Origin of the sequence: Gemmobacter megaterium (assembly GCF_900156815.1) — a bacterium.
GTDB lineage: Bacteria > Pseudomonadota > Alphaproteobacteria > Rhodobacterales > Rhodobacteraceae > Wagnerdoeblera > Wagnerdoeblera megaterium.
This window is the reverse complement of the sequence record NZ_FTOT01000002.1, coordinates 788,461-807,090: the sequence shown is the minus strand read 5'-3', so window position 1 is coordinate 807,090 and position 18,630 is coordinate 788,461. Positions and strand designations below refer to the sequence as shown.

The following is an 18,630-nucleotide window of genomic DNA, read 5'->3' as shown; positions in this document are numbered from 1 at the left end:
CCTGCCCCCGAAGCTATAACCTGCGGGCAAGGTGAAGGACAACGCAGGCATGGCCGAAGCAGTACGGAAGGCCGACGAATACGGCGCCGATTCCATCAAGGTTCTCAAAGGCTTGGAGGCGGTCCGCAAACGCCCCGGCATGTACATCGGTGACACCGACGATGGCAGCGGTTTGCATCACATGGTGTACGAGGTCGTGGACAACGGCATTGACGAGGCGCTGGCCGGTCATGCGACGGCCGTGACAGTCACGATTCACGCCGATTCCAGTGTTTCCGTGCGCGACAACGGCCGCGGCATCCCGATCGACATTCATGCCGAAGAGGGCGTGAGCGCGGCCGAGGTCATCATGACCCAACTGCACGCGGGCGGGAAATTCAACAATACCGATGACGGCGGCAACGCCTACAAGGTGTCCGGCGGCCTGCATGGCGTCGGCGTTTCGGTGGTGAATGCCCTGTCCGACTGGCTGGAGCTGCGGGTCTGGCGCAACGATACCGAATATCGTGCCCGTTTCGAGAATGGCGAATGCGTTGTGCATGTCCACCCGGTCGGCCCCGCGCCGGGCGAACGGGGCACCGAGGTTCGGTTCATGGCCTCGGCCAAGATCAACCGGCCGGATGGCACGTTCTCCAACCTTGAGTACAGCTTCAAGACGCTTGAAAGCCGCCTGCGGGAACTCGCATTCCTCAATTCCGGCGTGCGCATCATCATCGAGGATGCCCGCCCGGCGGAACCGCTGCGGACCGAGTTGTTCTATGAAGGCGGCGTCAAGGAGTTCGTCAAATACCTGGATCGTTCGAAGTCGGCCGTGATCCCCGAACCGATCTACATGGAAGGCGAAAAGAACGGCATCGGTGTTGAAATCGCCATGTGGTGGAATGACAGCTACCATGAAAACGTGCTGCCCTTCACCAACAACATCCCGCAGCGCGATGGCGGCACCCATCTTGCCGGTTTTCGCGGCGCGCTGACGCGCACCATCAACAGCTATGCCCAGACCAGCGGTATCGCCAAGCGCGAGAAGGTTGATTTCACCGGCGACGATGCGCGCGAAGGACTGACCTGCGTCTTGTCGGTCAAGGTGCCGGACCCGAAATTCTCCAGCCAGACCAAGGACAAGCTTGTCAGTTCCGAGGTGCGGCCCGCAGTCGAAAACCTGGTCAACGAAAAGCTGGCTGAATGGTTCGAGGAAAATCCCGGCCCCGCCAAGGGCATCGTGGGCAAGATCATCGAGGCCGCGCTGGCGCGCGAGGCGGCACGCAAGGCCCGTGAACTCACGCGGCGCAAGACCGCGCTGGATGTGGCAAGCCTGCCGGGCAAGCTGGCCGATTGCCAGGAGCGCGATCCGTCGAAATCCGAATTGTTCCTGGTCGAGGGTGACTCGGCGGGCGGATCGGCCAAACAGGGCCGCAGCCGCGCCAATCAGGCCGTGCTGCCATTGCGCGGCAAGATCCTCAACGTAGAGCGGGCGCGTTTCGACAAGATGCTGTCCAGCGCCGAGATCGGTACGCTGATCACGGCCCTGGGTACGGGCATCGGGCGGGACGAATTCGATATCGGCAAGCTGCGTTACCACAAGATCGTCATCATGACCGATGCCGATGTCGATGGCGCGCATATTCGCACGCTGCTGCTGACCTTCTTCTTCCGTCAGATGCCGCAGTTGATCGAGGGCGGCTATCTCTATATCGCGCAGCCGCCGCTCTACAAGGTATCGCGCGGCAAGTCCGAGGTTTACCTCAAGGATCAGGCGGCGTTGGATGACTACCTGATCGCACAGGGCACCGATGGCGCCGTGCTGCGGCTTGGTTCGGGGGAAGAGATCGCAGGCGCCGATCTGGCGCGCGTGATCGAAGGGGCGCGGACCTTCCGTCGAATCCTTGAGGCGTTCCCGACGCATTATCCGCGCGCCATTCTGGAGCAGGCTGCGATCGCCGGGGCATTCGAGGCCGGCCAGAGCGATCTGCAAGCCGTGGCCGACAAGGTGGCGGCGCGACTGGATGCTGTTGCGGTGGAATATGAACGCGGCTGGCAGGGGCGGATCACGCAGGATCACGGCATCCGACTGGCCCGCGTGCTGCGTGGTGTCGAAGAGATTCGCACGCTCGATGGCGCTGTGCTGCGGTCGGGCGAGGCGCGGCGTCTGTCGCAGGTGGCGGCGACCACGCGGGATGCCTATGTCAACGGCAGCCGTTTGGTGCGCAAAGAGCGCGAGACCCCGATCAACGGTCCGATGGATCTGTTGAACGCCGTTCTGACAGAGGGTGAAAAGGGCCTTGCGCTGCAACGCTACAAAGGGCTGGGCGAAATGAACCCCGAGCAACTGTGGGAAACCACGCTTGACCCGGACGCCCGCACCTTCCTTCAGGTGCGCATCGACGATGTGGCAGAGGCGGACGACATCTTTACCAAGCTCATGGGCGATGTCGTGGAGCCGCGCCGCGAGTTCATCCAGCAAAACGCGTTGAGCGTCGAGAATCTGGATTTCTGACGCCCGACCTGTCAGGCGGACGCGAAAGGGGGGCGTTGCCCCCCTTGTTGCTGCGCCATCAGGCCCGGCCGCACCTCCGGTCGCCGGATCGGCGCATCAGGGCAAGCGAGGCGCCATTTAGGGCAATATTTTCGAAAATCCTGTTGCAATCCGGGGGCGCGCGCCGCACACTCCGCCCCGATCCCACCATGGAGGACTCGATGGCACGCCCGCATGAAAACCACCGCGAGGATGTAGCTGGCCGCGCGAACGTGGAAGACACGCCCGAACTGCTGGCCTATTACGCCGATCTGGACCGTTTCGGCGCAGGCGCGCTGTGGACCGTGGCCAACAAGATCGAACCCTGGGAGCCGCAGTCCTCCTCGGTGCCGATGCTGTGGCGCTGGACCGAATTGCGCGAGCCGGTGCTGCGCTCGGTCGATCTGGTGACGCCGGAAAAGGCTGGGCGGCGGGTGATCTACCTGCGCAATCCGGGGCGCGATGATGTGGCGGCAGCGGTCGGCTGGATCTATTCCGGCCTTCAGGTGATGAATCCTGGCGAAGCCGCCAGCGCGCACCGCCATTCCGCCTCTGCGATCCGCTTCATTCTCGAAGGCGCGGGCGCCTATACCGTCGTCGATGGCCACAAGATGACGCTGGGCCGTAACGATTTCGTGCTGACCCCGAACGGCACCTGGCACGAACATGCCGTCGCCGCCGAAGGCAGCCCCTGCATCTGGCAGGATTGCCTGGACATTCCCTTCGTCAATGCGATGGAAGCGAATTTCTACGAGGTTCACCCGGATCTGACGCAGGCCGTGGGCTATGCGGTGGACGACATGACCAAGACCTGGGGGAATGCCGGCCTGACGCCATCGGGGGGCGACTGGGCCAAGGGCTACAGCCCGATGTTCAAATATGAATGGGCGCCGACCTACGACGCCTTGCAGCGCTATGCCGGCTGCACCGACGGATCGCCGTTTGACGGGGTGATGATGGAATACGTCAATCCCACGACCAACGGCCCCGTGATGCGCACGCTGGGCGCAAGCATGCAGATGCTGCGCCCTGGCGAACATACCAAGGCGCATCGTCATACCGGAAGCTATCTGTATACCGTGGCCAAGGGCTCGGGGCACAGCATCATCAACGGCAAGCGGTTCGATTGGTCGGAACGTGACATCTTCTGCGTGCCCTCCTGGGCCTGGCATGAACATGTCAATGGCTCCGCGACCGAAGACGCCTGCCTGTTCTGCCTGAGCGATCTGCCGGTGATGCGGGCGCTGGGGCTCTACCGCGAACAGGCCTTCGGTGAAAACGGCGGCCATCAGCCCATCAAGTGAGGACAGCATGAAACTTGTCACCTATCGCGCCACGGTTGAAACCGCGGCCCGCCTTGGCGTGATCGCCGATGATCTGGTCGTGGACGTTGCCCGCCTTGGCGCGTCTTTCGATGAAACGATGCCGGACAGCATGTTGGGCCTGATCGACCTTGGCCGTCCGGGGCTCGACGCGTTGCGCGCGATGCTCGACGAATGCGAGGGGTCGTTCCCGCCGGGCACGGCCATGGCATTGGCGAATGTCCGCCTGCTGGCGCCGATCCCGCGCCCGCGCAAGAACATCTTTGGCATCGGCCTGAATTATCTGGACCACGTGGCCGAAAGCTCGTCGGCGCTGGATACATCCGCCGATCTGCCCAAGCAGCCGGTGATCTTTTCCAAGCCGCCGACCAGCGTGATCGGGCCGGGCGAACCGATCCGGCACAACAAGGCCATCACCCAGCAACTGGACTGGGAAGTCGAATTGGCCGTGATCATCGGCACCACCGCCAGCCGCATCGCCCGCGAGGATGCGCTGAGCCATGTCTTCGGCTATTCGGTGATGATCGACGTCTCGGCCCGCGACAACCGCCGTGCCGGACAATGGATCTTCTCCAAAGGCATGGATAGCTATGCCCCCTTCGGCCCCTGCATCGTGACAGCAGACGATATCCCCGATCCCCAGGCGCTGGATCTGTGGCTGACGGTGAATGGCGTGGAAAAGCAACGCTCCAACACCGCCAAGATGCTGTTCAAGGTTGATGAGCTGATCGCCGACATCTCCAGCGGCATCACGCTGGAACCGGGCGACATCATCGCCACCGGCACACCCGAAGGGGTCGGGGCAGGGCGCAAGCCGCAGGAATGGATGTGGCCAGGCGATACGGTCGTCGCGAGCGTCGAGGGGATTGGCACCATTCGCCATCCGGTGATCGACGTCACGACGGGTTGACGCGCTAGGCCGCCCCTTTCATCTTGCCTGAAATACCCCACGGGGGTCCGGGGGTGTGAAACCCCCGGTTCTCCGCCGCCGTAAAAGGACCGCTTGCCATGTCTGCCCCCTTCAAGGTCGCCGTCGCGCAAATCGCCTCTATCCCGGCCGACAGCCTTGCCACCGCCGAAAAGACGGCCGCCACCTTGCGCGACGCGGCCGGGCAGGGCGCGCGGCTGGTGGTCTTTCCAGAGGCATTGATCGGTGGCTATCCCAAGGGCGCCAGCTTCGGCGCCCCGATCGGGATGCGCAAGCCGGAGGGACGCGAGGCCTTTGCCCGCTATCACGCGGCGGCCATTGATCTCGACGGTCCCGAAGTCGCCCTGATCGCCGAGGCCACGGCCGAGACCGGCGCCTTCGCTGTCATCGGCGTGATCGAGCGTGATGGCGGCACGGTTTATTGCACGGCGCTTTACTTCGACGGGGCCAAGGGGCTGGTCGGCAAGCATCGCAAGTTGATGCCCACGGCTGGCGAACGGCTGATCTGGGGGTTCGGCGATGGGTCGACCCTGCCGGTGTTCAAGACCGATTTCGGCACCATCGGCGCGGTGATCTGCTGGGAAAACTACATGCCGGCGCTGCGGATGCACATGTATCATCAGGGCGTCACGCTCTATTGCGCGCCGACGGCGGATGACCGCGATACCTGGATTTCCACCATGCAGCATATCGCGCTGGAAGGGCGGTGTTTCGTGCTCACCTCGTGCCAGCACATCACGCGGGCGGCTTATCCGGCGGATCATGAATGCGCGCTGGGCGACGCGCCGGAAACGGTGTTGATGCGGGGCGGATCGGCCATTGTCTCGCCCTTGGGCAAGGTGATCGCCGGACCGGATTTCAGCGGTGAAACCATCCTTTATGCCACGCTGGATCCGGTGGATGTGGCGCGGGGCAAGTATGATTTCGATTGTACCGGCCATTATGCCCGGCCCGATGTGTTCCAGTTGACCGTCGACACCAAAGCCAAACCGGCGGTGCGCGAAGCATGAGGTTCGATTACGACACGCTCGCCCCCGGCATCGGCTACAAGCTGATGACAGCCACCATCACCCCGCGCCCGATTGCCTGGGTCTCGACCTTGGGAAAATCCGGGGTGGTGAATGCCGCGCCCTACAGCTTTTTCAATGCGATGGGGCACAGCCCGCCCACGCTGGCGCTGGGTCTGCTGGCCGATCCGGTGCGCGGCTTCAAGGATACGGCGCGCAATATTCTGGATACTGGCGAATTCGTCGTGAACCTTGTGCCCGAGCGGCTGGCCGAGGCGATGAACATGACCTGCATCGACGCGCCGGCCGATGTCTCAGAGTTGGACATCGCCCGCCTGACTCCCGCACCCAGCACGCATATCCACGCGCCGCGCATTGCCGAAAGCCCGGTCAGCTTTGAATGCACCACCCTGTCGGCAGTGGTCACGGGGCCGCAGCAGACGGTGGTGATCGGGCGAATCCTGGCCGTCCATATCGACGATGCCTATGTCAGCAACGTCGAACGCGGCCACATCGACACCCCCGCGCTGGAGCTGGTGGGGCGAATGCATGGGTCTGGCTGGTATGCCCGCACGCAGGACATGTTCCAGCTGGACCGCCCGGTCTGGCCGCCCAAGGGCTAGAGGGACAGGCGCCAGTCGGGTGGGATGTGGTCGGTGCCGGTCAGGACACGCTCGACCAGCCTGTCCGCCGCCAGTGGCGCCATGGCAAAGCCGGTCTTGAACCCGCCATTGGCGATGAAATGCCCCGGCCTGCCGGGCCATGCCCCCAACAGCACCGTACGGCTGGCCGCGCGGGGGCGCTCTCCTGCCCAGCGGGTCAGGACCGGCGCATTCCGAAGCGCGGGCAGCACCTCCAGCGCGCGGGCATGGAGCGCGTCGAGCTGGGCATCGGTGGTGTCGGGCCGGTCATAGCTGCGTTCGGATGTCGATCCGATGGCCGTCGTGCCGTCGGCATGGAACACGATATGCAGGCCCGGCGCATAGATTTGCGGCCAGCCGGGCGCATCGAAGGCAAGCGACAGCGCCTGCCCCTTTTCTCCGCGCCCGATCTCGCGCCCGAACGTGGAGGACAGATCGCGCAGCCCTGCGGCGCCGGTCGCATGGATCACCGGGCCCCTGGGTGTGCCGGCCCGGTCCACGGTGCCCCCTGTCGCCCGGATGGCGCCGACCAGCGCAGCCAGCGCCATGCGTGGATGCAGGCGGGCGGTCAGGGTGTCTTCGGCCACGAGGCCGCTGGGGCTGGCCGGATCGCCGGGGCGATCTGCCGGACGGAGGCGCCACTGTGCCTTGCCCTGCCATAGCGCCTCGGCACCGGCTGCGCGGCCCCGCGCCTGGTCTATGGCGCGAGCGTCCTTCAGCGGCTGCACCCGGCCTGAACGCGCATAGCCCGAGGGCAGTCCTGATGCCGCCTCGACCCCTGCCCACCAGTCCGGGGCCATGGTCAGGGCCTGAAGTTGCAACGCCTTGGCGGTGGTCCACCCTTCGGGCGCGTGGGGGGCAAGTGCCCCGACCAGCCCACCCGAGGCTCCGGCGCCGGGGCCGTGTGGGTCGAGCACCTGAACCCGCGCGCCGCGTCGTGCGGCCTGCCATGCACAGGCCAGGCCGAAGATTCCCGCGCCCAGTATGGTCAGATCGCTCATGCCTTGTCTTTGTCCCTGTCGCAGCCGAAGAAGGGGGCGCTGCCCCCGGCCGCCTTGTGGCGGCCTCCCCCGGGGTATTTGGGGCAAGATGAAGCGGCAAGGGCAAAGATGGTCGCACACGAGAAGCTGGAGTGGAAAGAGGGCGGTGTTCCCGTCTCGTGCCGGTTCGATGACCCGTATTTCTCGTTGGGAAACGGGCTGGCGGAGACGCGCCATGTTTTTCTGGACGGCAACGGGCTGCCGGGGCGGTTCCGGCCCGGATTTCATGTGGCCGAGCTGGGGTTCGGCACCGGGTTGAACATGTTGGCGGCGCTGATCGCCTGGAGGGGAGCGGGGATTGCGGGGCCCTTGCGGTTTACCAGTTTCGAAGGCTTTCCGCTGGCGGCGGCGGATATTGCCCAGGCGCTGGCGGCCTTTCCCGAGGCGGCCGCGGTGGCGGGGCCATTTCTGGAGCAATGGGCACAAGGCGCGCGCGTGATCCGGTTGCCGGGTCTGGAGGCCGAGGTGATCATCGGGGATGTGCGCGAGACGTTGCCGCGCTGGCAAGGTTGGGCGGATGCCTGGTTTCTGGATGGCTTTTCCCCGGCCAAGAACCCCGAGATGTGGGGCGAGGGGCTGATGGCCGAGGTGGGGGCGCATACCGCGCCACAGGGCAGCTTTGCCACCTATACGGCAGCAGGTCATGTGCGCCGGGCCTTGCAGGCGGCCGGCTTTCAGGTACAGCGGCAGGCAGGATTCGGGTTCAAGCGCCACATGAGCGTGGGCAGGTTGGGGTGACATGACCGCCGCGGACAATCGCGCAGGCATCTGGCTGATGATCGGCGCGGTGGCCAGCTTTACCGTGCAGGACGGGTTATCGCGGCATCTGGCGGGGGAATACACCGTCTGGCAGACCATCATGATCCGCTACTGGTTCTTTGCCGCCTTTGTGCTGTTGCTGGCCTGGCGCCAGCCGTTGGGGTTTCGGGCTGCGGTGCGCACGCGCCAGCCGGGCCTGAACCTTGCGCGGGCGGTGCTGCATATTTCGGAGATCTGCGTGATCGTGGCCAGTTTCACGCTGATCGGGCTGATCAACACCCATGCGCTCTTTGCGGTCTGCCCGCTGATCATCGCCGCGCTGGCCGGTCCGGTGCTGGGTGAGCGTGTGGGCCTGGCGCGCTGGCTGGCGATCGGGGCGGGGTTTTGCGGCATCCTGATCATCCTGCGGCCGGGCAGCGATCTGTTTTCGCCTCTGGCGGTGCTGCCGCTGGCCTCTGCCGCGCTGTTTGCGCTCTATTCCGTGTTGACCCGGCTGGCGACGCGGACCGAGCCGTCATTTGTCGCCTTTTTCTGGTCCGGCATTCTGGGCGCGGCGATGATGACGGCCATTGGCATCTGGTTCTGGCAACCGATGCCCCTGGCCCATTGGGGATTGACGGTTGCGAACGGGCTGGTGGCCATTCTGTCGAACTGGCTGATCATCCGCTGCTACACCCGCGCCGAGGCGAATGTGGTCCAACCTTTTGCCTATCTGCAACTGGTGTTCGTGATGCTGATGGGTGTAGTCGTCTTTGGCGAGCCGCTGGAGGCGGCCACGCTGATCGGGGCGGCCATTGTGGTGGGCGCGGGGCTGATGACGGTGATGCGCATTGGCCGCAGGCAGACACAGGGGGCCTGAGATGGCAGTTCAGAACACGCGCCTGGGCATTATGCTGATGGTGGCCACCACGGCGGTCTTCGCTGTGCAGGACGGGATTTCGCGCCATCTGGCAGGCGAATACAACGTCTGGATGGTGGTGATGATCCGCTACTGGTTCTTTGCGGCGTTCGTGATCTTTCTGGCGACGCGGGCGCCGGGGGGGCTGCGGGCTGCGGTGCGGTCCCATTACCCTTTGATGCAGGTCGGGCGCGGGGTGGTGCTGGCGCTGGAGATCTGCGTGGCGGTGCTGGCCTTTTCGCTGTTGGGGCTGGTCAATGCCCATGCGGTTTTTGCCGCCTATCCGCTGCTGATTGCCGCATTGTCGGGGCCGGTGCTGGGCGAGCGCGTGGGCTGGCGGCGCTGGACCGCGATCGGCATCGGCTTTGTCGGCGTGCTGGTGATCCTGCGGCCCGGATATGCAGTGTTTGATCCGCGGGCGTTGCTGGCGTTGCTGGGGGCCTTCATGTTCGCGCTCTATGGTCTGATGACGCGGTATGTCGGGCGCCATGACAGTTCGTCGGTCAGCCTGTTCTGGACGGGCACCATGGGCTGTGTGGTGATGACACTGATCGGGCCGTGGTTCTGGGAGCCGATGATCGCGCGCGACTGGGGGTGGATGGCGCTGTTGTGCTGCACGGGGATCCTTGGCCACTGGCTGATGATCCGGGCCTATGAGGTGGCCGAGGCGGGGGCCGTGCAGCCCTTTGCCTATCTGCAACTGGTGTTCGTGTCGTTCATCGGGGTGTTTGTGTTCAACGAGACCATCGCCGTCAATGTGTTCCTGGGCGCGCTGATTGTCTGCGCGGCGGGCGTGTTCACCATCTGGCGCAGTGGCAAGGTGGCCAAGGCGGGCTAGGCGCCCCTTGCACCGGAACAAAATGTGACCAAGTCTAGGGGCCAGAGAGGGAATCACCCATGCCCCACAACAACACCAATGCCCTTGCCCCCCGCCCCGATGTGCTGACCCGGCCCAAGCTGGAAGGCGGGCGGCGGTTTGTCATGCAGACGCCGTTCAAACCGGCGGGCGATCAGCCGGCGGCCATCGCGGAACTCGCCGAAGGGGTGCGGTCGGGTGAACAGAACCAGGTTCTGCTGGGTGCGACGGGCACGGGCAAGACCTTCACGATGGCCAAGGTGATCGAGGAAACGCAGCGCCCCGCCATCATCCTGGCCCCCAACAAGACATTGGCGGCGCAGCTTTATGGCGAGTTCAAGGGGTTCTTCCCTGACAATGCGGTCGAGTATTTCGTCTCATACTACGACTATTACCAGCCCGAAGCCTATGTGGCCCGGACCGATACCTATATCGAGAAGGAATCCCAGATCAACGAACAGATCGACCGGATGCGCCATTCGGCCACGCGAGCGCTGCTGGAACGGGATGATGTGATCATCGTCGCCTCGGTCAGTTGCATCTACGGTATCGGTTCGGTGGAAACCTATTCGGCGATGACGCAGGATCTCAAGGTCGGCGGCCTTTATGATCAGCGCGAGTTCATCCGCGAACTGGTCGCCCAGCAGTACAAGCGCAACGAGGCGGCGTTTCAGCGCGGCATGTTCCGCGTGCGCGGCGATGTCGTGGAGATGTGGCCCGCCCACCTTGAGGACAGGGCCTGGCGGTTTTCCTTCTTTGGCGAGGAACTGGAGTCGATCACCGAATTCGATCCGCTGACCGGGGCCAGAACAGATACGTTCGAACAGATTCGCATCTATGCCAACAGCCACTATGTCACCCCGCGCCCGACGATGCAGCAGGCGATCCGGGGCATCAAGGACGAGCTGTTCCAGCGGCTCAAGCAGTTGAACGCCGAAGGCAAGCTGCTGGAAGCGCAGCGGTTGGAGCAGCGGTGCAACTTCGATCTGGAAATGCTTGAGGCCACGGGCGTCTGCAACGGGATCGAGAATTATTCGCGCTATCTGACCGGGCGCGCGCCGGGTGAGCCACCACCGACCCTGTTCGAATTCATCCCCGACAATGCCATTGTCTTTGCCGATGAATCCCACGTGTCGGTGCCGCAGATCGGGGGCATGTACAAGGGCGACTATCGGCGCAAGTTCACGCTGGCCGAACATGGCTTCCGTCTGCCCAGTTGCATGGACAACCGCCCCCTGAAGTTCGAGGAATGGGACGCGATGCGCCCGCAGTCGGTGTTCGTATCGGCCACACCGGCCAAATGGGAAATGGAACAGGCGGGCGGCGTGTTCGCTGAACAGGTGATCCGTCCTACCGGACTGCTCGACCCCGAGGTCGAGATCCGTCCGGTCAAGACCCAGGTCGATGACGTCCTGGACGAAATCCGCAAGGTCGCTGCGCGGGGCTTGCGCGTGCTCGTGACCACCTTGACCAAGCGCATGGCCGAGGATCTGACGGAATACCTGCACGAACAGGGCATCCGCATCCGCTATATGCACAGCGACATCGACACGATCGAGCGGATCGAGATCCTGCGCGATCTGCGGCTTGGGGCGTTCGACGTGCTGGTCGGCATCAACCTGCTGCGCGAGGGGCTGGATATTCCCGAATGTGGGTTGGTGGCGATTCTGGATGCCGACAAGGAAGGGTTCCTGCGGTCGGAAACCTCGTTGATCCAGACCATCGGCCGGGCGGCGCGCAACGCCGAGGGCCGGGTGATCATGTATGCCGACAGCATCACCGGCAGTATGGAGCGCGCGCTGGCCGAAACCAACCGCCGCCGCGAAAAGCAGATGGCCTACAACATCGAACACGGTATCACGCCCGAAACGGTCAAGAAGAACGTCGAGGATGTGCTGGCCGGTCTGTGGCAGGGCGATACCGACCAAAGCCGCGTGACGACCAAGGTTGACAAGCCCATGGTGGGCCAGAACCTGGCCGCGCATCTGGATGCGCTGCGCAGTCAGATGCGCAAGGCCGCCGAGAATCTGGAGTTCGAGGAAGCCGCCCGTCTGCGCGACGAGGTCAAGCGGCTGGAGGCCGTCGAACTTGCGATCGCGGACGATCCGCTGGCCCGGCAATCGGTGATCGAGGAGGCCGTGGAAGACGCGCAGCAGGCCAAAGGGCGCTCCACCGCCGGGCGGCCCGGTCAGCGCGGCGGGGTGAAGCGGCGGCGGCGGTAACGGTTGGAAACCGCAGCCTGGCCTGGCCGTCCATGACGGTGCCGGTAACCAGCAGGCCGGGCTTTGCCAGACGCGGGTAGTGATCGAACCAGTCGCGATACCGATCATTGCTGACGATCTGGAGATTGTCTTTGTTTGCCATGGCGAGGATGTGCGGGTCGGCTGGCGTGCCACGGTGGGCGATATGCACGCAGCCTTTGGGCAAGCCAAGTTGGCCGGCCAGTTGGCCGGCCGTGAGATAGCGGCCCGCGATCAGATGGCCGGCGTTGGCGTCAAACCAGACCATGGCATCAAGATCATACCCCCGCAGTTCTGCCAACACGGTGGACAGGCTCATGAGATCGGGGGTCTGTCCGGCCCAGTACAGCACATTTGACCCGTCCACGACGATCCGTTTCCATGTAGGTCGCAGCCATCCGCGTAGCATGAGGAAGACAGCCGCGCCCGCAGACAACAGGGCCAGCGGCGCGAGGTCGGGGTGAAGAAGGCTGTTCGGCAGGAAGGTTGCCGCCCAGAGCGCGAGCGAAAGACAGAGCAACACAAAAGGGGTACGCATCGGGAACCTGCGAGGCATCAATAGTGCCCCGCCGTGGCAGGCTGATGCGGCGAAAGTTGGGCGGCTGTCTCAGCTTCCGGCCGGGCGTGGGGCAAAGGGATGGCTGCTGCTCAGCCCGCCATCTACCGGCAACACCTGACCATTCACATAGCTTGCCGCGTCCGAGGCCAGAAAGGCGACCGCTTCGGCAATTTCGCTCACATCGCCCGACCGGCGCAGCGGGTTCAACTGGCCGATGCGGCCTTCGCGCCCGCGCGCGCGGGCCGCGTCGAACAGGGGTGCGGTCATCCCCGTTTCCACCAGTCCCGGCGCCACTGCGTTGATGCGGATCCCGCTGCCTGCCAACAATTGGGCGGTGGATTGCACCAGGTTGATGACCCCGGCCTTCGAGGCGGAATAGGCGACACCCCCGGCCCCCGCCCGCAACCCCGCGACCGAGGCGGTGCAGATGATGGATCCGCCCTTGCCCATATGCGGCACGGCGGCCCGGATCGCCAGCCATGGACCCAGCAGGTTGATGCGCAGCACCTCCATGAAGCGGTCCGGTCCTTCCTCGAACGATGGGACGAAGGCGCCCAGAATCCCGGCATTGGCATGGAGAATGTCAATCCGCCCGAAATCGCGCATGGCTTGCGCGACAAAGGCGGAGACGTCCTTTTCGGCGGCGCAGTCGGCCTGTACCGCATCGGCCCGTCCGCCACGCCCCGCGATCAGGGCGGCGGTGTCAATCACCTCGGGCGCCCGATCCACGGCCAGTACGGTGGCCCCCCGGCTGGCCAGCATCAGCGCGCTGGCCCGCCCGATGCCGCCTGCCGCGCCGGTGACAATGGCAACCTTGCCTTGCAATGCGCCCCCCATCACGCCAGCCTCGGGTTGCGGCCCAGCCGCGTGACAAGTGGAGTCCATCCGGGGTGGGTCCGGCCCTGGCGCTTTTTCAACTCCATCCGGGCGAGTTGATCGCGGTGCACCTCGTCCGGGCCATCGGCCAGCCGCAGGACACGGGCACCGGCATAGGCGATGGCCGTCCCGAAGTCGTTTCCGGTGCCGCCACCGCCGAAAACCTGAATGGCCCAGTCGGCCACCTGACAGGCCATGTTGGGCACCGCCACCTTGATCATGGCGATCTCGGCTTTGGCCACCTTGTTGCCCACCGTGTCCATGCGGTGCGCGGCGTGCAGGGTCAGCAGGCGGCACTGGTCGATCAGGATGCGCGCATTGGCGATCCGTTCGCGTGTGACGCCCTGATCGGCGACCTTTTTGCCAAAGGCCACCCGTTGCAGGGCGCGGTCGCACATGCCTTCCAGCAACCGTTCGGCCAGCCCGATCGAGCGCATACAATGGTGGATGCGTCCTGGCCCCAGACGACCCTGAGCAATTTCGAACCCACGCCCCTCTCCCAGCAGCATGTTGCTGGCCGGAACCCGCACGTTTTCGAACAATACCTCGGAGGCGCGGTCCGGCACGCCATAATAGCCAAAGATCGGGATCGACCGGGTTACGGTAATGCCGGGCGTGTCCATCGGCACAAGGATCATGGATTGCTGCCGGTGGCGGTCGGGGTTTGCCGGATCGGTCTTGCCCATGAAGATGCAGATCTTCGTCGCAGGATTGCTGGCGCCTGTGGTGTACCACTTGTGGGCGTTGATCACATAGTCGTCGCCATCGCGGCGGATTTCAGCCTCGATATTGGTGGCGTCCGAGGATGCGACATCCGGCTCCGTCATGGCAAAGCAACTGCGGATCTCTCCGGCCAGCAGGGGCCGCAGCCAGCGCGCCTTGTGTTCGTCGGTGCCATAGCGTTCCAGCACCTCCATGTTGCCGGTGTCGGGAGCGTTGCAGTTGAACACCTCTGGCGCCAGCAGCGACCGGCCCATGATTTCGCACAGGTGGCCATATTCCACGTTGGTCAGCCCGGCGCCTCTGTCCGATTCGGGCAGGAAGAGGTTCCACAATCCTGCGGCGCGGGCCTTGGGTTTCAACTCGTCCATGACCGGATAGGTGCAGAATGGCCCGAGCTCTTCGGCCTCGCGGTAGTAGCGCGCCTCGTTCGGGTAGATATGTTCATCCATGAAGGCCGTCAGTCTGGCTGACAGGTCGATCACGCGTGCGGATTTTTCCGGGATCATGGGCGGTCCTCCTTGCCGTCACCTTAGCACGGCAGTTATATCTGACAAGATCGTCTGACGATATGTCTTGACGCCGCACCCTCCCGCGCGGCATCCTGCGGAAAAGCCAAGGGGAGGATGCGGGGATGGCCGAGGCACAACTGGCAGCGTGGATGGCCCGGAATGTGCCGGGGTTCGCGGGTCCGCTGACGCTGACGCAGTTGTCGGGCGGGCAATCCAACCCGACCTGGCGGGTGGACACGCCCGGCGCGCGCTATGTCCTGCGACAAAAGCCGGTGGGCAAGGTGTTGCCCTCGGCCCATGCGGTGGACCGCGAATACCGCGTGATGAGCGCGCTGCAAGGCACGGATGTGCCCGTGCCCCGCATGATCGCCCTGTGCGAGGATGATGCGGTCATGGGCAGCATGTTCTTTGTCATGGATCATATCGAGGGGCGGGTGTTCTATGACCCGCGCCTGCCTGACCAGTCGCCAACGGAACGCGCAGCCATCTTTGACAGCATGAATGCGGCCATCGCCGCGATTTCGATGGTCGATCCACTGGCCGTCGGCTTGGGTGACTATGGTCGTCAGGGTGGCTATGTCGAACGTCAGGTCTCGCGCTGGACCAGACAGTATCGCGCCAGCGAGACGCGGCCGATTCCCGCGATGGATGCGTTGATCGACTGGTTGCCGCAGCATCTGCCGACCACGCCCGAGGAGGTGCGGATCGCCCATGGCGATTTCCGGCTGGACAACCTGATCCTGCATCCGACCGAACCGCGCGTTCTGGCCGTGGTGGACTGGGAATTGTCCACGCTTGGCTGCCCCTTTGCGGATTTTGCCTATAACGTCATGGTCTGGCGGATTGCGCCCGAGCTGTTCCGTGGCCTTGGCGGTGTGGCCCTGGCAGGCACCGGCATTCCACCGGAGCCGGAATATGTCGACGCGTGGTGCCGCCGCACCGGGCGGCAGCGGCCCGAGAACTTTGACTTTTACGTTATCCTCAGCCTGTTCCGCATTGCCGCGATCCTGCAAGGCATTGCCAAACGCGCGCAGGATGGCACGGCGGCCAGCGCAGAGGCCGTCGAGGTTGGCGCCAAGGCGGAACCCTTGGCGCAGATCGCCTGGGATATGGCCCGCAAGATATGACGACGCAGCAAGGATCGGGCCCCGAGGCCCTGGCGCGCGATATCCTGTATGGATTGGCGGAAGGCCGGTTCGTACCGGGGCAGCGGCTTGCCGAACCGGATCTGATCGCGCGCTATGGCGTGGGGCGCAGCACCGTGCGCGAGGCATTGGGGCGTCTGGCTTCGGACGGTCTGGTCGAAATCGTGCCGCACCGGGGCGCCACGATCCGGCTCCTGACCCGGCGGGGGGCGGCGGATGTGCTGCGCGTCGCTGCGGCGCTGCTGGCTCTGGCCGCCCGGCAGGCGGCCGAGGCGGTGGCGGCGGGGACCAGTGCGGCCGATCTGGTGCAGGCGGCGACCGAATATGCCGCGGCGGATGAGAGCGGACGCCAGCGGGCGCGGGCGCGGTATTATCGGGCGCTTGCCGCGTTGGCAGGCAACCGCGAGGTGATGCGCCTGCTGCCGTCGATCCAGGTGCCGCTGGTGCGTGCGCAGATGCGCGATCACGCCGCTGCCAGTGCTGCCAGCCATGCGGCGCTGGTGGCGGCGGTTGCTGCCGGTGATTGCGATGGCGCAGAGGCAGCGGCCCGGTTGCACCTGGACCATCTGCTGGCGGTATTGCCCGGTTTGCCCGACACGCTTTTTGCGCGCGACTGACCCATGTGCCACGCGATTTCCGCTGTCATGCCGGAATTTTGCCTGTATCCGGGTTAGGCTGCTGACCTGACGTAATGACGGCAAGACATGAAACGAATTTCCCCCCATCCGGTCGGCATTGTGCAAGGGTCTTGTGTGATGTTCTCGGACTTTGCCCATGATGGGCCGATGTGGACAGGATCTGGGCCGCGCGAAAGCCGCCAGGCAGTGAAATTTGCCGAGGCCTTTGCCGCGCCGCCGGCGGTGATGGTGTCGATCTCGATGTGGGATGCCGACCGCAAGACCAATCTGCGTGCCGATATTTCCGCCGAAACCGTGACAGAGGCCGGGTTCGACCTGGTGTTCCGCACCTGGGGCGATACGCGCATCGCCCGTGTTCGCGCGGATTGGACCGCGCTTGGAGCGTTGCGCGATGACGATCTGTGGGAGTTGGACTGACCGCGCGCTCCCGCCCGTCGGCACGGTGCAGGCACCGCGCCTCCCGTTGGGCGGGGCCGGGCCTGCGGCCCGGCTTTCGGGTATTTGGGGCAAGATGAAGGGGATGCGTCAGCGGCGGGCCTGCAACCCCAGATGATCGCGGACGGCAGGTGCGAGCAGGGCTGCATGGCTGAGGGGGAGCATGTGGCCCGCGCCCTCCATGACGATGTGCCTTGCGCCGGGGATGCGGGTCGCCAGGGCGCGAATGATCGCGTGGATCACGCCCGGCGACCTGCTGCCTGCGGCGAGCAGGACGGGAAGGCGCAGGGCCTCCAGCCGGCCGGGGGCGACAAGGCCGGTCCGGTCGCGTTCTACCACATCTTCGGCGGCGCGTATCACCTCGATCCGGTCGATGATGTAGCGGCGCTGGGAGTCGGGCAGGTGGTCCAGCGGTGTGCCGTTGCCCCAGAGCGCGTGAAAGACTGCGGCGGCCTCGTTACGGCGGCCCTGATCGAGAAGGTTGTGAAAACGGGCCTGTTTGCCGATCCAGTCTGCGGCCTCTGGGGCATTGTCTGCGGCTGCGGCAGAGAACATCACAGGCTCGAACAGCGTCAGGCTGCGTACCAGTTCCGGGTGTTCCAGGGCGAGCCGCAGGGCGACGGTGCCGCCGAAGGAATGGCCCAGAATGTCCACGGGCGCTCCGTCGCCGATGCGACGGGCCAGCGCGGCCGCGACATCTGTTGCAGTATCGTGCAACGAGCCGTTTGCAGGCCAGTCGGCGCTATGGCCATGGCCGGGCAGGTCGGGTGCGGTCAGTGTCAGCACATCGCCCAGTTCCGCGGCCATCGGTCCCCATGCGCCGCCATGCGCCAGCGAGCAATGCAGCGCCAGGGCCGGGCGTGCGCCGGTTCCGAAGCGGCGCAGATGGGTCGGATGTCCGCCGACAGGTTCGGTCTTCATCAGAGCTTTCCCGCCAGATGCAGGTCCAGATCCTCCAGCCGGTCCTGACCCCAGAACCGTTCGTCGCCGACAATGTAAAACGGCGCGCCAAAGACTCCGGCGGCAATCGCCTGTTCCAGGTTCCGGCCATAGGTTTCGGCGCCGGTGAACAGGCCCTTGTCCGCCAGTGCCGGATCGAACCCGTGGCGCGAGAGTTGGTCGCGGATCACGTCGTCCTCGGCGATGTTCTTGCCTTCGGCCCAGCAGGCGCCCATCAGGCCCTGCACCAGCCCCGGCAGATCGCCGCCGCCTGCGGCCTGCGCCGCGATGATGGCATAGCTGGCCGGTGCGGGGTTGGTGGGAAAGAACGGCGGTTGAAGGTCGATCCGGATGCCCAGCTTGGTTGCCGTCCGCCGCAGATCCTGCAAGCGATAGGCCTTGCGGCTTTCATGTCGTTCGGCCAGCACCTTGCCCCCGGTGCGCGGAAAGATGCCCGGCGTGTCGAACGGCAGATAGCGGATGGTCGCGCCATGCTTGGCGGCGATGCGTTCCAGTCGGTCGCCTGCCAGATAGCACCAGGGCGAGACGGGTGTAAAATAGTAGTCGATCTGCGGCATGGTGCGTTTCCCGGTGGCCAGAGGG

At 64.9% G+C, this 18,630-nt stretch carries 17 protein-coding genes and 1 pseudogene; 12 read left to right on the top strand and 6 right to left on the bottom strand.

The features are described 5' to 3' along the window. Positions 1–49 precede the first annotated feature (49 nt). The 5 genes from gyrB to BW970_RS08420 all read left to right on the top strand — a co-directional run bounded on the left by gyrB (position 50) and on the right by BW970_RS08420 (position 6,392). On the top strand, positions 50–2,494 hold the full coding sequence (gene gyrB / locus BW970_RS08440) for a DNA topoisomerase (ATP-hydrolyzing) subunit B (protein ID WP_076529996.1): 2,445 nt from the start codon (positions 50–52) through the stop codon (positions 2,492–2,494). Positions 2,495–2,694: 200 nt separating this feature from the next. After that, complete coding sequence (locus tag BW970_RS08435; RefSeq protein ID WP_076529994.1) at positions 2,695–3,816, top strand: cupin domain-containing protein; 1,122 nt, start codon at positions 2,695–2,697, stop codon at positions 3,814–3,816. Positions 3,817–3,823: 7 nt separating this feature from the next. Beyond that, positions 3,824–4,744 (top strand): fumarylacetoacetate hydrolase family protein, encoded by a 921-nt coding sequence (locus tag BW970_RS08430; protein ID WP_076529992.1) that lies wholly within the window; start codon positions 3,824–3,826, stop codon positions 4,742–4,744. 98 nt (positions 4,745–4,842) lie between these two features. Continuing rightward, on the top strand, positions 4,843–5,772 hold the full coding sequence (locus BW970_RS08425) for a carbon-nitrogen hydrolase family protein (RefSeq protein ID WP_076529990.1): 930 nt from the start codon (positions 4,843–4,845) through the stop codon (positions 5,770–5,772). Beyond that, on the top strand, positions 5,769–6,392 hold the full coding sequence (locus BW970_RS08420) for a flavin reductase family protein (RefSeq protein WP_076529988.1): 624 nt from the start codon (positions 5,769–5,771) through the stop codon (positions 6,390–6,392). The genes BW970_RS08425 and BW970_RS08420 overlap by 4 nt, the downstream gene beginning before the upstream one ends. On the opposite strand, the gene BW970_RS08415 is transcribed toward BW970_RS08420, so the two are convergent. Continuing rightward, positions 6,389–7,411, bottom strand: coding sequence for an NAD(P)/FAD-dependent oxidoreductase (locus BW970_RS08415; RefSeq protein ID WP_076529986.1), 1,023 nt, complete (start codon positions 7,409–7,411; stop codon positions 6,389–6,391). The two genes, BW970_RS08420 and BW970_RS08415, sit on opposite strands and share 4 nt — an antisense overlap. A gap of 108 nt (positions 7,412–7,519) precedes the next feature. On the opposite strand from BW970_RS08415, the gene mnmD reads away from it, so the two are divergent. From mnmD to uvrB, 4 genes are read left to right on the top strand one after another with little or no spacing between them, the layout of a single operon-like run. After that, positions 7,520–8,188, top strand: a complete 669-nt coding sequence (gene mnmD / locus BW970_RS08410) for a tRNA (5-methylaminomethyl-2-thiouridine)(34)-methyltransferase MnmC2 (protein WP_076529984.1) — start codon at positions 7,520–7,522, stop codon at positions 8,186–8,188. A gap of 1 nt (position 8,189) precedes the next feature. Continuing rightward, the gene (locus tag BW970_RS08405) at positions 8,190–9,068 is read left to right on the top strand and encodes a DMT family transporter (protein WP_076529982.1); all 879 of its coding nucleotides are present in this window, start codon (positions 8,190–8,192) and stop codon (positions 9,066–9,068) included. Position 9,069: 1 nt separating this feature from the next. Further along, complete coding sequence (locus BW970_RS08400; RefSeq protein WP_076529980.1) at positions 9,070–9,945, top strand: DMT family transporter; 876 nt, start codon at positions 9,070–9,072, stop codon at positions 9,943–9,945. Positions 9,946–10,004: 59 nt separating this feature from the next. Further along, on the top strand, positions 10,005–12,185 hold the full coding sequence (gene uvrB, locus BW970_RS08395) for an excinuclease ABC subunit UvrB (protein ID WP_076529978.1): 2,181 nt from the start codon (positions 10,005–10,007) through the stop codon (positions 12,183–12,185). Between the two features lie 127 nt (positions 12,186–12,312). On the opposite strand, the pseudogene BW970_RS21330 reads toward uvrB, so the two are convergent. From BW970_RS21330 to BW970_RS08380, 3 genes and pseudogenes are all read right to left on the bottom strand, one after another. Beyond that, positions 12,313–12,522 (bottom strand): annotated as a pseudogene (locus tag BW970_RS21330) (NYN domain-containing protein); the annotation flags it as partial. A 288-nt stretch (positions 12,523–12,810) separates the two neighbouring features. After that, positions 12,811–13,599: an SDR family NAD(P)-dependent oxidoreductase gene (locus BW970_RS08385; RefSeq protein ID WP_076529974.1), complete on the bottom strand. Its 789-nt coding sequence runs from the start codon at positions 13,597–13,599 to the stop codon at positions 12,811–12,813. After that, positions 13,599–14,867, bottom strand: a complete 1,269-nt coding sequence (locus tag BW970_RS08380) for an acyl-CoA dehydrogenase family protein (RefSeq protein ID WP_083701173.1) — start codon at positions 14,865–14,867, stop codon at positions 13,599–13,601. The genes BW970_RS08385 and BW970_RS08380 overlap by 1 nt, the downstream gene beginning before the upstream one ends. A gap of 125 nt (positions 14,868–14,992) precedes the next feature. Between BW970_RS08380 and BW970_RS08375 the strand changes: the two genes are divergently transcribed. From BW970_RS08375 to BW970_RS08365, 3 genes are all read left to right on the top strand, one after another. After that, positions 14,993–15,997 carry a phosphotransferase gene (locus BW970_RS08375; RefSeq protein WP_076529971.1) on the top strand — a complete coding sequence of 335 codons (1,005 nt, stop codon included), beginning with the start codon at positions 14,993–14,995 and terminating at the stop codon, positions 15,995–15,997. Then, positions 15,994–16,632: a GntR family transcriptional regulator gene (locus tag BW970_RS08370; RefSeq protein WP_076529968.1), complete on the top strand. Its 639-nt coding sequence runs from the start codon at positions 15,994–15,996 to the stop codon at positions 16,630–16,632. The genes BW970_RS08375 and BW970_RS08370 overlap by 4 nt, the downstream gene beginning before the upstream one ends. Before the next feature lie 87 nt (positions 16,633–16,719). Next, positions 16,720–17,070, top strand: coding sequence for an H-type lectin domain-containing protein (locus tag BW970_RS08365; protein ID WP_076529966.1), 351 nt, complete (start codon positions 16,720–16,722; stop codon positions 17,068–17,070). A 108-nt stretch (positions 17,071–17,178) separates the two neighbouring features. Here BW970_RS08365 and BW970_RS08360 read toward each other — a convergent pair whose 3' ends face one another. Both BW970_RS08360 and BW970_RS08355 read right to left on the bottom strand, forming a co-directional pair. Beyond that, positions 17,179–18,009 (bottom strand): alpha/beta fold hydrolase, encoded by an 831-nt coding sequence (locus BW970_RS08360; RefSeq protein ID WP_076529964.1) that lies wholly within the window; start codon positions 18,007–18,009, stop codon positions 17,179–17,181. Continuing rightward, positions 18,009–18,605, bottom strand: coding sequence for a 2-hydroxychromene-2-carboxylate isomerase (locus BW970_RS08355; RefSeq protein WP_076529962.1), 597 nt, complete (start codon positions 18,603–18,605; stop codon positions 18,009–18,011). Before BW970_RS08355 ends, BW970_RS08360 begins: the two co-directional genes overlap by 1 nt. Between the last annotated feature and the right edge of the window lie 25 nt (positions 18,606–18,630).